The 14,457-nt window shown below is 69.1% G+C and carries 10 protein-coding genes and 5 pseudogenes; 5 read left to right on the forward strand and 10 right to left on the reverse strand.

Annotation, left to right across the window (positions count from 1 at the left end):
- Positions 1-12: 12 nt before the first annotated feature.
- From LRD69_RS30775 to LRD69_RS30785, 3 genes and pseudogenes are all read right to left on the reverse strand, one after another.
- Positions 13-327: a transcriptional regulator gene (locus LRD69_RS30775; RefSeq protein ID WP_277330123.1), complete on the reverse strand. Its 315-nt coding sequence runs from the start codon at positions 325-327 to the stop codon at positions 13-15.
- Positions 328-448: 121 nt separating this feature from the next.
- Positions 449-649, reverse strand: a pseudogene (locus tag LRD69_RS30780) (SDR family NAD(P)-dependent oxidoreductase); the annotation flags it as partial.
- A 166-nt stretch (positions 650-815) separates the two neighbouring features.
- Complete coding sequence (locus tag LRD69_RS30785) at positions 816-1,199, reverse strand: helix-turn-helix domain-containing protein (RefSeq protein ID WP_277330124.1); 384 nt, start codon at positions 1,197-1,199, stop codon at positions 816-818.
- Between the two features lie 86 nt (positions 1,200-1,285).
- Between LRD69_RS30785 and LRD69_RS30790 the strand changes: the two genes are divergently transcribed.
- Positions 1,286-2,275: a zinc-dependent alcohol dehydrogenase family protein gene (locus tag LRD69_RS30790; RefSeq protein ID WP_277330125.1), complete on the forward strand. Its 990-nt coding sequence runs from the start codon at positions 1,286-1,288 to the stop codon at positions 2,273-2,275.
- Between the two features lie 12 nt (positions 2,276-2,287).
- Here the strand turns inward: LRD69_RS30790 and LRD69_RS30795 are convergent, their stop codons facing one another.
- From LRD69_RS30795 to LRD69_RS30810, 4 genes and pseudogenes are all read right to left on the reverse strand, one after another.
- Positions 2,288-2,980, reverse strand: a complete 693-nt coding sequence (locus LRD69_RS30795; RefSeq protein ID WP_277330126.1) for a response regulator transcription factor — start codon at positions 2,978-2,980, stop codon at positions 2,288-2,290.
- A gap of 3 nt (positions 2,981-2,983) precedes the next feature.
- Positions 2,984-4,213, reverse strand: a complete 1,230-nt coding sequence (locus LRD69_RS30800; protein ID WP_277330127.1) for a sensor histidine kinase — start codon at positions 4,211-4,213, stop codon at positions 2,984-2,986.
- Positions 4,214-4,264: 51 nt separating this feature from the next.
- Positions 4,265-5,149: a CPBP family intramembrane glutamic endopeptidase gene (locus LRD69_RS30805; RefSeq protein ID WP_277330128.1), complete on the reverse strand. Its 885-nt coding sequence runs from the start codon at positions 5,147-5,149 to the stop codon at positions 4,265-4,267.
- A gap of 156 nt (positions 5,150-5,305) precedes the next feature.
- Positions 5,306-5,674: pseudogene (locus LRD69_RS30810) on the reverse strand (integrase core domain-containing protein); the annotation flags it as partial.
- 473 nt (positions 5,675-6,147) lie between these two features.
- Between LRD69_RS30810 and LRD69_RS30815 the strand changes: the two are divergent.
- The gene (locus LRD69_RS30815; protein ID WP_277330181.1) at positions 6,148-6,348 is read left to right on the forward strand and encodes an integrase core domain-containing protein; all 201 of its coding nucleotides are present in this window, start codon (positions 6,148-6,150) and stop codon (positions 6,346-6,348) included.
- Positions 6,349-6,538: 190 nt separating this feature from the next.
- On the opposite strand, the pseudogene LRD69_RS30820 reads toward LRD69_RS30815, so the two are convergent.
- Positions 6,539-6,637: pseudogene (locus tag LRD69_RS30820) on the reverse strand (IS5/IS1182 family transposase); the annotation flags it as partial.
- Between the two features lie 248 nt (positions 6,638-6,885).
- On the reverse strand, positions 6,886-8,646 hold the full coding sequence (locus tag LRD69_RS30825; RefSeq protein ID WP_277330129.1) for a zinc-ribbon domain-containing protein: 1,761 nt from the start codon (positions 8,644-8,646) through the stop codon (positions 6,886-6,888).
- A gap of 285 nt (positions 8,647-8,931) precedes the next feature.
- On the opposite strand from LRD69_RS30825, the gene LRD69_RS30830 reads away from it, so the two are divergent.
- Entirely contained in the window at positions 8,932-9,645 is a 714-nt protein-coding gene (locus tag LRD69_RS30830; protein ID WP_277330130.1) for an endonuclease domain-containing protein, read from the forward strand.
- A gap of 150 nt (positions 9,646-9,795) precedes the next feature.
- On the opposite strand, the pseudogene LRD69_RS30835 reads toward LRD69_RS30830, so the two are convergent.
- Positions 9,796-10,341 (reverse strand): annotated as a pseudogene (locus tag LRD69_RS30835) (PIG-L family deacetylase); the annotation flags it as partial.
- Between the two features lie 1,418 nt (positions 10,342-11,759).
- Between LRD69_RS30835 and LRD69_RS30840 the strand changes: the two are divergent.
- Both LRD69_RS30840 and LRD69_RS30845 read left to right on the forward strand, forming a co-directional pair.
- Positions 11,760-12,961: pseudogene (locus tag LRD69_RS30840) on the forward strand (IS110 family transposase).
- Between the two features lie 123 nt (positions 12,962-13,084).
- Positions 13,085-14,305, forward strand: a complete 1,221-nt coding sequence (locus tag LRD69_RS30845) for a DUF6884 domain-containing protein (RefSeq protein ID WP_277330131.1) — start codon at positions 13,085-13,087, stop codon at positions 14,303-14,305.
- Positions 14,306-14,457 lie beyond the last annotated feature (152 nt).

Raw genomic sequence — 14,457 nt, forward strand, 5'->3', positions numbered from 1 at the left:
GGACGGGGACGGTCAGTCGGCAAGGTCTGCGGCTTGCTGACGCAGGGCGCGCGCCAGCGCCTGCGCGGGTGTCCCGAGGGGACCCGGCATGCGCACCAGGCCGACGCGTCGTACCTCCTCCGCGACGCCTTCGACGGGCACGAGGCGTACGCCGGGCGGGACGGCGGGCAGCAGCGTCGGCGTGGCTGTGGTGATGCCGGTGCCGGCCGCGACCAGGTGGAGCTCGGTCAGCCAGTCGCGAGCGGCGTGGCGGACCGTGGCCGGCCGGGCAGACCGGGCCAGACGCCGAGCAGTGGCTCGTCCGTGGTGCCTGAACTGGCGAGTCACGGTTCGCGTGCCATCTCCTCGACACTGACGCTGCCCCCCGTTCGGCGAGCGGGCCGCCTACCGGCACCACCACGGCCGGGTGCGCTTCCTGCAGCGGCTCGACGCTCAGGGGTGGATCGTCCAGCACGTCCAGGCTCCGCCCCCGCTGGCGGATCGTCTCGTAGAGCCGATCCAAGTCGGCCAGGTTGGAGATGCCGCTCGCCACCGCGGCGGCCGCCGAACCGATCACTTCGACGGCCGCGTCGAGTTCGGTCTTGTGCCGGCCCGTGGTGAACACGTGCGCACCCTCGGCCGCCAGCCGTACGGCACTGGCCAGTCCGATCCCCGAGCCACCTCAGGTGACGAGAACGGTCTTCCCCTCAAGCAGTCCCATGCGGACAACCCCCTTCTACTTCCACATCGATCGATTCGGAAGAGGTGTGCTGCGGCTGCGAAGGCCGAGCGGTGTTGACGTCGCCACACCGGCGGGGCCCCGCCCATCGCCGAGATCAACCCGCCGGGCGAACCCGAGCAGGAGTAGCGGCTTCCGCCGCCTCCTGGAAGTCGGCGATGTCCCCGCCGTACTCCCTCGCCCAGTTCGTCAGGACCTCGATGGGCTCGATGAGGGTCCGGCCGAGGTCGGTGAGGCTGTACTCGACCCGCCGCGGCGCTTCGGCATGGCGGTCGACCAGGCCGTACTGCTGGAGCCGGCGCAGCGTTTGGGTGAGGACCTTGCGCGAGACGCCGCCGATGAGGTCGACGAGCTCACCATGCCTGCGAGGCTTCTGGCTGAGCCCGAAGAGCGCGAGCACGGCCCATTTGTCGGAGATGATCTCGACCGCCAGACGCGTGGGGCAGTCGGCGAGGGAAGTTGCTCCGTTCACGTTCTGCATGGAAATCGAAGGTACCAGGAGGTAACGCACGGCTCCGTAACGTCTTCCGCGAGCAACCAGCCGGCACCACATACGGAGGAGTCACCATGCCACGAGTCGTTGTGTTCGACGAGTTCGGCGGGCCGGAGGTCATGCAGGTGGTCGAGGAGCCCGTCGTCGAACCCGCAGCCGACGAGGTCCGGGTCAGGATCGAGGCGTTCGCCGTCAACCCGCTCGACCAGATGATGCGTTCCGGCACCTCGCCCGCGCCCATCCCGCTGCCGCACGCACGCCTCGGTGTCGAAGGAACCGGTGTCGTCGACGCGCTGGGCCCCGGGACCACCGGGCTGAAGATCGGCGATCCGGTCATCCTCACGGCCGTTCCGGACGCGAGCGCCAGGGGCAGCTACGCCGACTACACCACGGTCCCCGCGAGCCAGGTCGTCGCCCGGCCGGCCGGGCTCGGAATCACGGAGGCGGCGGCGATCTGGGTCGCCTACTCCACCGCCTACGGCGCGCTCGTCGAGAAGGCGAGGATGCAGCCCGGCGACCACGTCCTCATCACTGCCGCGTCCGGCGGCGTCGGCCGGGCGGCGATGCAGATCGCCAATCAGATCGGCGCCGTGCCCATCGCCGTCACGCGGCACGCCGCGAGGAAGGACGAGCTGCTCGCCGCCGGCGCCGCCGCGGTCGTCGCCACCGACCACGCGGACATCGTCGAAGCCGTCGGCCACCACACCAGCGGGACCGGCGCGGACATCGTCCTCGACCTTGTCATGGGCCCCGGCCAGCAGGATCTGCTGAAGGCGGCCCGCCCCGGCGGAACACTGGTCGCGGCAGGCTTTCTGGACCCGCGGCCCACATCCTTCCCGGCAGGCCCGCCGCTCACGATCTTCAGCTACCGGAGCTTCGAGCACACCCTCGACGCCGTCGTGGTGAAGCGCATGGCGGCCTTCCTGAACGCCGGTGTGCACCTCGGTGCACTGCGGCCCGCCGTCGACGACAAGATGTTCTCCCTCGACGACGTCGTCGAGGCACACCGCCACCTCGAGAAGGGGCTGCACGCCGGGAAGAAGATCGTCGTGACGACCTCCTGAGGCCGTGCCGGCTCAGGGCATGGCGGACACCAGGCCGATCCGGTAGGCGAGGACAACGGCCTGGACGCGGTCGCGCAGGCCCAGTTTGGTCAGAATCCGCGACACATAGGTCTTGACCGTCTCGGGTGTGATGAACATCGCCGCGGCGATCTCCGCGTTCGACAGTCCCTCGGCGATCAGTCGGAGCGCTTCCAGCTCGCGGACGGTCAGCGCGCTCGTGACTTCCTCCCTGGCCGGCCGGGAGGTGTCCGCCGGGCGCAGCCGTTCGGCGAAGTGGCCGATGAGGTGGCGGGTGACGGCCGGTGCGAGCAGCGCTTCGCCCCGGGCGACCGTCCGGATCCCGCCCACCAGCTCCGCAGGGGGCGAGTCCTTGAGGAGGAAGCCGCTCGCCCCGGCCCGGAACGCGTCGTAGACGTAGGCGTCGACGTTGAAGGTGGTGACGACCAGCACCTTGGGTGGGGCCACGGCGTCGGGGCCGGCCAGCCGGCGGGTCGCCTCGATGCCGTCGAGCAGGGGCATCCGGATGTCCATCACGACCACGTCGGGACGCAGTTGCTGCGCGGCCTGGACCGCGGCGTGCCCGTTCTCGGCCTCCCCGACGACCTCCATGTCGGGCTGGGCGGAGAAGATGGTGACATAGCCGGTGCGCACCAACGCCTGGTCGTCACAGACAAGTACGCGGATCGGCAGCGGGGCATCGCTCACGGGTCACTCCTGCGCGGGCTGGGTGGGGATCACGGCACGGACACGGAACCCACCGTCGGGCCTGGGTCCGGCCACCAGTTCACCATCGAGCATCCGCACCCGTTCACGCAGCCCGGTCAGTCCCCGTCCGCCCCCACGGCCCACCTTTCGGGCGGCGGGTGCGGACTCCGGGGAGGAGGCGGATCCTTCGGTGGCCACCTCGATCTCGATCTGCGTGTCGCCGTGCTGGACCAGGACCTGTGTCGGCCGCCCGACCGCGTGCTTCATCGCGTTGGTGAGCGCCTCCTGCACCACGCGGTACGCGGCCAGTTCCACGTCCACGCTCCGCGCCCGCCGCTCGCCCCGCTCGGTGAACTCGACGGGCTGACCGGACATGCGGGCCTGCGTAACCAGGTCCCCCACCTTTCCCAGGGTGGGCACCCGGTCCGCGGAGGCTGACGCGGACGCGGACTGGCCGGTCGCCTCCAGCACGCCGAGCAGATAACGCAGTTCGGTGAGGGCCCGGCGACCGGTGTCGCTGACGGCTGTCAAACTGTCGGCGGCGCGCTCCGGCGCAGACGTGAGCAGGAACTGCGCCGCGTCGGACTGGACCACCATGGCCGTCACATGGTGGGTCACCACGTCGTGCAGTTCGCGCGCGATGCGTGCGCGCTCCGCGGCCGCGGCCACTTCGGCGGCCAGCCGCCGCCGCTCGGCCTGCTCCGCCCGACGCCTGCGGACGCCGCTGCCCACCAGCCAGACCGCGGCCAGGATCAGGTAGAACGCGAGGTAGTCCGGGATCCGGTCCGGTGAGCCGAGGCGGTGCAGGACGATCGCCAGCACGGCGTAGCCCGCACTCGCCGCGGCGGCGAGAACGCGACGGAAGGAGACCTGGTGGGCTCCGGCGGAGTACAGGGCCGGATAGATCCCGACACTCCCGAACGTTGCCGGACAGCCCAGGGCCTGATGCACCGCGAACGCACACCCGACGACCGAGAGACAGACCGCGGGCCGTCGGGTGCGCACCGTCAACGGCAGGGTCTGAGCCAGAGTCAGCCCGATGCTCAACGTGTCTGACGGATGCTCGGGCAGGTCCCCGATCTGCGCCCCGATGTGCGACAGGGTCGGCACGAAAGCCAGCAGGGCGAGACCCAGCGCGAGAACACCGTCCTTGACGGAACGCTTTCGCTCCGCCGGCCAGTGGAGCGGCCCTCGCAGCAGCAGCGGCGGTCTCCGAGGTGACTTGAGCACCATCAACTTCCGTCTCCGTTCCGGTCAGCAGTGGGCGGGTGCCGCGCGAAGGGCTCAGCGGGCGGCGCGCTGCCGGGGCAGCAGACCGCCCCGCCGGTGGGCGATGACGAACATCGGGACCGCCAGCGCCACACCGATGAGGACAGTGACGATCGACGCCTCCAGGCTGAAAGTACCGCCGGTCAGCATGGCCGAACCGCTGACGTCCACGGACAGCAGCCCCTTGGCGGTGTTGCCCGAGACCGGGATGCCGAGCAGCTGCTCGGTGGCGTTCCAGGCGAAGTGCATACCCACGACGAACCAAATGCTGCGCCGCCACAGGAACGCCGCTCCGAGCAGCACGCCCGCCTCCAGGGCGATCGCCAGTCCGCTCCACACGGTGGCCCCGGGGTTGGCCAGGTGCGCGGCACCGAAGAGCAGCGCGGTGATCGCGACAGCGGCACGGCTGCCGAACAGCCGCTCCAGGGCCTGCAGGACGAGGCCCCGGAACATCAGCTCCTCCATGACCGCCGCGCCCGCCTGCACGGCGACCGCGGACGCCACGACGGAGAAGAAACCGTTTCCGGCCCAGGAGAACGAGTAGCCTCCGAACGCCGTGATCACGAGGGCGGACACGAGGATGAATCCCAGGCCGATACCGCCTCCGAGCAACGCCTCCCGCACAGCCCCGCGCCGAGTGATCTCCGGCACGGGCCCCCGCGCGACGAAGCGCGTGACCGCCCAGTACACGGCCACCGCAGTCGCCGCTCCCAACACCGGCAGCGGTCCGGGTCCGGTCGCGGTCGCAGCCGAGACCACGCCGACGCCGACTATGCCGATCAGCATCGAGCCGAACGGAGAGCGGCAGATCCGTCGGACGCGGCCGCCGCTCGGACCGGAGCCGTCCGGAAGCTGGTCGTGGCCTGTCTCGTCGTGTGTGGTGGATGTCGTGTGCATCATGGCCTCCCCCTGGTACGGGGCCGCGCAGGCGGCGACCCTGCAACCACGCTAGGAACACCACGACTTCCGCGACTCACCCGCGGGCAGACAGCACCGGTAGCTCTCACGGGGGATGCGCTCGGCGGTTGCGGGTGCCGATTATCACGTCCGGGCAAGTCAAGCGGCGTGTGCGTACTCGTGGAGGACCCCGCCGAGTCGGTCACGTCGATGGCCGTCCAGCCGGTGGAGTCGGTCGGGTTCGGTGATCGGCTCGGGGTCTGGCCGCAGGGGTGCTGCGCTGTGCAGGGTGCGGTGGGGCCGATGCTGATTGTAGAAGGCTTCGAACTCGCCGAGTGCGTGGAGCAGGTGGGCCTGGTTCCAGATCAAGGTCCGGTCGAGGAGCTCGTGCCTGCAGGTCTGCACCCAGCGTTCCATGATCGAGTTCATGCGGGGAACACGGACGTCAGTGGTGACGATCTCGATGTCCTCGGCCTCGAAGACGGCGTCGAACGCACGGGTGAACTTGCTGTCACGGTCCCTGATCAGGTGCGTCACGGTGGTGCCGGCCTGCGCCGCGGCCACGAGCCGTCGCGCAGGCATGTCCTGTTTCTGCAGGTGAGAGGTGTGGCGCCCGAACTGCCACCGCACCGCCCCCTCACCGAGCCGATCACGCGGCCCAAGGGCCCCAGGAACGACGAAAAACCGGTGAGTCATATGACTCGACCGGTAAATTCGTGAACGTATTGGGGACGATCTCGTGAACGTCCCTGCTGGTGGGTCGTTCACGAGACCCTCTGACCAGGCACAGCGCGCCTAAATGCTAACGAACATCCCGCCGGACACAAGATCACTCCCCGACAATATGCACATGCATGAATGAGCGTCGCGATGATCCCGCGACCTGCACCCCCCTGACCAGGGAGCTTCGCGACCGCGACGGCAAGTAGCGTTCGTCCTTCGACGCCCTCTTCGAAGTCGAGAAGATGAAGATCCCCAAAATCGCTCCACCAGCTCCCCGGATGACCGCCAACCGCGAGCGAGTGATCGGCAGCATCCGACGCGAGGCCCTCGGCCACATCCTCATCATGAACGAGTCCCACGCCCAGCAGGTCTTGTCCACCTACCAGCGGCACTCCAACGAGCACCGGCCCCACCGAGCCCGGAATCAACTACCACCCGACGTTCACCGCAGCCCTCTGTTGACGCTTCGTGAAAGCTGACCCCCAGGCAGTCTTTGGGTTCTGGTTAGGGGTCAACTTGCAGAGAGCGTTGACAGCGACTGCCATACACGACCTCGACACCCGCAGACTCCTGCGCACACGGCTCCTCGGTGGAGTCATCAGCGAATACCGCTAGGCGGTTTGACCTGCAGTGACGACATTCCGAGCCCCACACGGCGTGGCGCCGACTGCGGATCCTGCGCGCGTGTAGCAGGCGACGGTACATGTCATCGTCGTAGCCCCGGTCGGCGAACAGCCGGTCGGGTGGATGGCGGGGTCAACCAAGAAGCTCGGCAACGAGCGTGGGCTCCGCCGCCGAGCACGAGACTGGTATGGCTCCCTGGGAACCGAGTCACTGGTCTGCCTGCACAAGGTCGCGCCAAGTCCACGGGAGAGATGGTTGCCCGTGGGGTCTCGTCTGGACCCTCCCGCACACACGCCGCGCTCATCGGGACCAACGCCGCAGCGGGGCGAGCGACCCCCGGAGACGCAGCGCCCTCTCCCATCGGGGCGGGCGTCCTCACGCATCCCCGGCCCCTACCACAGCGTGTCTGCGCTGTCGTTTCGCAAGGCGGCATCCACGTGGGCGTGAAAGGCTGCTTCCGCGAGGAGGCCCGGGGTCGCCGCATAGGTGTCAGCCGCCGGAATGGGCCGGCCGGTGATCTCGACGATGCGGTTCAGGACCGCGACGACCGCCGCTTTCGTGTCACCGGCCGGCACACACACATCGTGAGGATGGAGCACGGGCAGCGGCTCCTCACGGACCCGGATAAGCGTGTACCCCGCACCGCGAATGGCTTCAGACTTGCGCCTATCACGATCCGCGGCACCGGGCCGGGCGTGCCAGTAGCGGCCATCGAACTCGACGACGACACGGTGCGCGGGAATGAAAATGTCGGCCTCCCAACGCCTGCCACCCGCAGTCAGCTTGGTGCCCGTCGGCTCAGTATCCGGGAGCAGGGCCCGGAGTTCGAAGCCGAGCGCGAGTTGCCGGCGAGACACGCGATAAAGGCTGCAGTGGGGGCAGCCAGAGCGCGATGGACCGGTCCGGGCTGAGACGCAGGTGGTCCAGGTGTGCAGGGGGTTTTGACGGCAGCGCCAAGTGATGTTGCGGCTGCTTGACGCGGTGACCTGCCACGGTGTGAGGCCGTCGTTGAGACTCGGGTCGAGTTCGGCGGAGACATCGGGGGCACGGGTCGCGAGCGCGTTGGTGACCGAGACCAGATGACCGGCGCAGTAGGGGCAACCACTTCCAGCAGCCGTGCGGACAGACGGCGTGGCCTGCCATCGGTGATCGGGCCCTTTGGGGCACGCCCACCAAACCTTCGATGTTGACCGTCCGGAGATCCTGTCGGGGGTCAGTGGCGCATTGCGTCCCAGGTCGAACTGGGCGGCAACGGCATGATACAGGGACAGACGATTTGTGACCGACGCCCGTCGTCCGGCGCAGAAGGGGCAGCCATTGCCTGTGGCCGTGCGGTGGACCACAGGGGAATCCCAAATGTGATCGGGACCCTCCGGACAGCGCCAGGTGACGACCTGGCGGGTTCCGGCAAGGACATGCTCGGGACTCAGTCCATCGTTGAGCGCCGGATCAAGCTCGGCGGCGAGCTCGGGGTGACGCGCGGCCAGACTGTTGGTGACCGACAACTGGTACCCGGAACAGCAAGGGCAGCCGGTCGGATTCGATGCGCTGGTCCGAGCACAGACGGCGGCTTGCCACCGGTGGTCCGGGCCGGCTGGGCAGCGCCACCACACCACACGCTTGGAACCGTAAGAGACCTGCCCAGGATCAAGGCCCTGGTTGCGGTCGACATCCAACTCGGCCGCCACCCGCGGGTGCGTCACCGCGAGCGAACGCAACAGGGGATCGAGTCGATTGCCCGAACACCACGGACAGCCCGCTGGCCGCGGCTTGGTCTTGGTACGGGTGTGCACTGGCGCCTGCCACACGTGCTCGGGATTGGTAGCGCAGCGCCACCACACTTGCGCGTGGCTGCCCGGCAGCAGCTCCTCGGCTCGCAGCCCATCATTGAGCGTGGCGTCGAGCTCCGCTGCGACCGCGGGGTGCAGCACGGCAAGGTTCCGGCCAGCGCTCGGCCGCTTCCCAGCGCAATACGGACAACCATGGCCCAGCATGCCCCGGTTGTACGGAGACGCCTCCCACCGGTGGTCCGCACCTCGCGCGCACACCCATGCCACCTTGCCCCGCCGCCGCAACGACACGAGATGCGCCGGCCCTGCCTCCTCGGCCAGCTGCACCGCAAGCTCCGGACGGTCCGCCATCGTCTCATCCACCCTGTGCCCCCTCCGACTGTGAGGGAGGCAGCATGGCGCAACCCACTGACAACGACCGCCCCTGCGACTGTGACCAGTCGCCAGCGCGGACGGCGCAACCACTTCGCACTGGGACGTTCAAGATGGCTCCATGACTACTCCCGCCCCGTCCACTTCCGTCATGCCGCTACGGGGAGTACCGCGACTTCTGGCCGAGGCGTTCCCCGCACCCGCAACGGATCCCGCTCCCCCTCGCGAATCCCCGAAGAACTGGCCGAGGCCAGGAGCTCAATCCGAGGCGCGCGGATGCGAGCACGGCCAATCGGAGGACCGAGCTGGTGTCGCCCGCCCACCCTGCGGCTGCTGACGTTCGCATGGCCGGACAAAATCCGCCTCGACAGCCAGGGCTTCTACCACCCCGCCCACGACAGCGAGCGGCGCTACTGCCCGCACTGTCACCCGAAATACGCCGACTTGGCGGGTGTACCGGTGGACCCGGCGGTAGTCCCACGGACGGCGCGCTGTCCCGAGAGGAACCGACTATGGCCCAACGCAGCCGCCCGACCCTGGCACGGCCCCATTCCAGAGTTCTGGACGCGTCCAGGCAAAGTGCCGCGCTGGTACGTCTGGTGGCGCCTGTGGGGAGTCCAGGACGGCAAATGCGCCACATGCCCAGGGCCGCCCCAGGTCATCGACCACGACCACACCACGGGCCTCGTGCGCGGCCTACTGTGCTACGACTGCAACGCCGAGGAGGCCGCGTGTGCCCTCGATCTCGCCCTGCACTGGCACTCCGGAATCTGCTGGTACCACCGGTACTGGGACAGCCCACCCGGGGCCCCGTTCGGCTGGTACTGGCCCGACCTGCAGCGCCAAGCCGGCATCCAATCGTTCCTGCCGCAGCCGCCAGCGTGGACGGCTGACGCGACGTCATTGACCATGAAGTGCCACCACCGATGCAAGACGTGGATCACGCGCCCGCACGCGGGAGACGACTGTCCGACGGGTGCGCCACCGTGAGACCGCTGCCCGCCGCTCAGGCCGTCCGCCAGGGGCCGTAGAGACCGGAACGCTGCCACACGAGGGCCCGGTGTGCATTGCCACCGATCTGTGACCCGGTCGATCGCGCCGTGCGGTCGATGCGCTTTCCCGGCCGGTCGGACAGGCGGATCAGCGCAGTCCGGCGAAGAGATCATTCTCGGGTATAGCCGCGCCGGTCGCGTCCTGGACACATACGAAGGTCCCCATGCCCATCAACTCCCCGAACCTCTCCTTGCCCATCTTGAGGAAGAAGATGTTCTCGCCCTGACTGGCGTGCGCGGCCAACGCGTCGAACTTCTGACCGCTGAACGCGGTGGTGTCCACCCACGTGGTGATCTCATCGTCGGGCAGGCCAATCTCGGCCATCGCGGCGGCCTCGGCAGGATCCGGAACCGGCATGTCCTCATGAAACTCGCGCATGATCTCACCGAACCGCTGCATCATCGAGCGGGGCATCGTGGTCCAGTACACCTTCGGTGCCAGCGCGGTCATCTCCAGCGCCGCCATCGTGATGCGGTGGGCCTGGATGTGGTCGGGGTGGCCGTAGAAGCCGTTCTCGTCGTAGGTGACGACCACATCAGGTCGGTAGTGCCGCATGAGTTCCGCGAGTCGGGCCGCACCTTCGTGCACGGGGGTCTGCCAGAAGGATCCGGGGGCGTCGTTGCTCGGCCAGCCCTGCCCGATCCTGGTGGTTAATTGGCGCAGCGTCACGGCGACGTTCCCGGAGGTGCCGCTGCTCGTCCGATTTGTCAGCGATGGGCGCGCAGTCGCGGCTGGTGACCTCCGACGTTCGGCCACTCTGTGTAATTAACCACCAGGATCCTGCCCTTGCCGAATACCTCATCCATGCGGGTGGGAGCAGCTGTCGCGGGTGTCTGAGCGCCATGGCACGGCAGGCGTCTGCATGCGTCCACGTGAGCACGATCACCGCGACATGATGGGTGGTCGTGCTGCTGCGAGCGATTGCCCCGACGGTACTCGGCTCACCACCGACGGCAGGGACCGGAGAGTGCGGATCTGGGACCGGGCTTCCGGGACCTGCTCCGCGACCCTCACCGGCCACTCGGAGTCGGTGTGGTCGGTGGTGATTGTCCCGGACGGCGCCTGGCTCGCCACCGGCGGCCACGACCGGACGGTGCGGATCTGGCATGTCGCGGGACAACGCACCGTGGCGGTCGCCCGAGCTGACGGGTCGCTCTTCGCGACGCGTGGGACCGGCCGGTGCGTACGCCGCTTAAGGAGATGCGAATCGATGTCTCCGCCCATCTCGCTCCGGGTGCTTCGCGGGTGGCCGGCGCCCGGACCCAGGCGTGGTGGGTGTGGAGTCTGGCGGAGCACCTGGCCTACGCCGCGGAACACGCTGCCCGCCGCCCAGGCCGACGCGGCCGCCGCCCCCGCCGGGCAGACTGACGGGGTGACCGCCCGGGCCGACGTGGCCACCGGGCGGGCCGATGCAAGCACCGGGCGGGCTGACGCGGTGGCCGGGCGGGCGGATGCGGCGGCTGTGCGCAGGGTGTCACGGTGGGTGTCGACGCCGATGACGCCGTCGACGTGTTCTGCGAGCATGGTCATGCGGTTGTTCTCCTCCGGGCGGACGGCCGTAACGGTGTCGGCCTGGGTGGAGTCACCGCGTGGCGGAACTGTGGTGAGTCACGCCGGGAGGCGGACAAGCTGCTGATCAAGCCAACGGGTGGGCCGGGCCGACGCCCGTGTCCGACAGACATCTCGGGGGAACGGCAGTTCCTGATGGGGCGCCAGTTATGTTGCGAATCATGCCGGATCACGAGCGCCGAGCCTGGCAGCAACCCATCCCGGGCCGCAGAAGAACTCTCACAGTTATGTTCTTCGCGGTCCTGCAAGAGGGCCGCTGGCCTCCGGGCCCGGCATGGCTGTTCCCCCTGTCGAAGGCATGACCTGGGGGGTGTCACCGGGCCCGAGGGGTGCCGTTGGAGACGCTGATGAGAGGTCCGACTACCGCCCGGCCTGGCGCAACGCCCGGCCGCTTGCGGGCGGCAGGTCTGCATAACGTGGATGCGCGCGCACGGCGCCATCGCCCTGGCCAGCACCGCACGAACCTCGCTTCGGAGGACGGGTTGTACGACATCGACGACTTGGGCGTCTTCCTCGGCCTGGACGTCGGCAAGAGCGCCCATCACGGGCACGGGCTCACCCCGGCCGGCAAGAAGTTCTTCGACAAGCAGCTGCCCAACAGCGAGCCGAAGCTGCGGGCCGTGTTCGACAAGCTCGCCGCCAAGTTCGGAACCGTGCTGATCATCGTGGACCAGCCCGCCTCGATCGGAGCCCTCCCGCTCACAGTCGCCCGGGACACGGGCCGCAAGGTCGCCTACCTGCCGGGCCTGGCCATGCGACGGATCGCCGATCTGTATCCGGGCGAGGCGAAAACCGACGCGAAGGACGCCGCGGTGATCGCGGACGCAGCTCGGACGATGCCGCACACCCTGCGCTCGCTGGAGCTGACCGACGAAATCACCACCGAGCTGACCGTGTTGGTGGGCTTCGATCAGGACCTCGCGGCCGAAGCCACCCGCACCTCCAACCGGATACGCGGCCTGCTCACCCAGTTCCACCCCTCGCTGGAACGCGTACTTGGGCCGCGTCTGGACCACCAGGCCGTGACCTGGCTGCTGGAACGCTACGGCTCCCCGGCCGCGCTGCGAAAGGCCGGTCGTCGCAGGCTCGTTGAGGTGATACGGCCCAAGGCCCCGCGCATGGCCCAGCGGCGGATCGACGAGGTCTTCGACGCGCTCGACGAGCAGACCGTCGTGGTCCCGGGCACCGGCACCCTCGACATCGTGATCCCGTCCCTGGCCCGCTCGCTCGCCGCCGTTCACGAACAGCGCCGTGCCCTGGAGGCCCAGATCGAGGCCCTGCTGGAGGAGCACCCTCTTTCGAAGGTCCTGACCTCGATGCCGGGGCTCGCGGTCAGGACCGCCGCCACCTTGCTGGTCACCGTCGGCGACGGCACCAGCTTCCCCACCGTCGCCCACCTCGCCTCCTACGCCGGCCTCGCCCCCACGACCAAGTCGTCGGGGACCTCCATCCACGGCGAACACGCGCCCAGAGGCGGCAACCGGCAGCTCAAACGGGCGATGTTCCTGTCCGCGTTCGCCGCCCTGCACGATCCCGCCTCCCGCACCTACTACGACCGCTGCCGGCCCCGCGGAAAGACCCACACCCAGGCACTCTCCGCCTGGCCCGCCACCGCATCAGCGTGCTGTTCGCGATGCTCCGCGACGGCACCTTCTACGAACCCAGAACCCCACGCCTCGCTTGACGAAAGACATAGAGGCACCCCGACGATGCAGTGCGGCCGGTCGTCGAGGCGGTGGCCAGCCAGCCGCGTTCCGGCCGTGCGCCCGTGCCGCGCCGGGACCCGGCGGTGGCTGATGGTGGGGATATGCCGGGCGAGAGGAGAGCAGGCGGCGGGGTCGATCCGGTCATCGTGGTGATCCCGTGCAGTGCGACGAAGTTGCCCGTGCCCGAGGGGGTGAAGGTTCCTGCTGCTGTCCTTTACCAGGGCACCTACTTCACCAAGTGCCTGAATGCTGCCCGGGCCATCCCCGGCGGACGAGTCGTGATCGTCAGTGGCTTGTACGGGCTGATCACTCCGGACACCCTGATCGCCACGTACGAGAAGCGGCTGGATCCGCGCACGGTCGACCACGCCAAGCACCGCGCCCAGGCCGAGGCGATGGGTTGGGGCCTGCGCGGCGCGCCCAAGGTGATCGCGCTGGCGGGCAAGGAATACGCGGATGCGGCCGCCGCCGTGTGGCCGCACTTGGCGCGGCCTCTCGCGGGCGCGGGTATCGGGACGCAGCTTCAGCGGCTGACGCGGATCGCCGAATCCGCGGATCCCCGGGCCGCCGCCCTGGCCTACGCCGACGCCGCGGCGGCCGCCAGCCACGAGGACAGCGCCGGTCGCCCCCGACCTTCGCCGGAGGGGCAGCGGGTTGAGGAGGGCGGCTTCCGATGGGCTATACAGTCCGGCATGAGCATCGTTGATACGTCCATAGCCGCGGTCTCAGCAGCGCTGAGCGGGCTGGCTGCGGGGGCGGCGTGGAAGGCCTCACGCGAGGCCAACAAGGCGGCGTGGAAGGCGAACGAGACGGCCGACTCCGTCGCCCAGATCGAGCGGGATCGCTGGCACAAGGAACTGACACCGCAACTCCGGATCAAACTTCAGACTGAGCCCCATGAGGTGCTGTACGTGCGCTTCGACAGCCCGTCCACGCTCGGTGACCTCGCCGTTCAGCTGACCATTCGCGACGACTTCGACCGCTCTCGGCTTCCCCACCTGGCCGGTACTCCGACACCGGAGCAGAGAGCGGAAGTTGTCTGGGGGCCGTACCGATTCCGGCCCCACGTCGATGAAGCGGACGGGCTGGGCCGGGCGGTCCCGGCGTTCCCCCTTCTCCCCGGTGACCGTCATCGTCTCGCCCTCGACCTGTCACTGAAACCGTCCTGGTACGAGGGCGCCGACGGAGAACAGCGCTGGCGCAACGACTACCGCACTGCTCCCATCCGCCTCTGGGCGGTTTGCACCGCCCCCGACCACAAGCCCTGGATACTGGCCTTCGCGGTGCCGCAGGACGGCAGTTGGGCGCTGGGGGGCGCCTGATCCAGGCAAGGACGTGCCGTGACGGGGGCCGTGCGCGTGGCGGCGCTCGCGCGTCGCCCTGCCGGCGTCCGGGCGGGGCCAGAGCAGGGGGGTGGCGGGGTTGCTTCGCTAACGCCGGGGCGCAACAAGGTTGGCACTCCCACTCCCCCTCT

Origin of the sequence: Streptomyces sp. JH14 (assembly GCF_029428675.1) — a bacterium.
GTDB lineage: Bacteria > Actinomycetota > Actinomycetes > Streptomycetales > Streptomycetaceae > Streptomyces.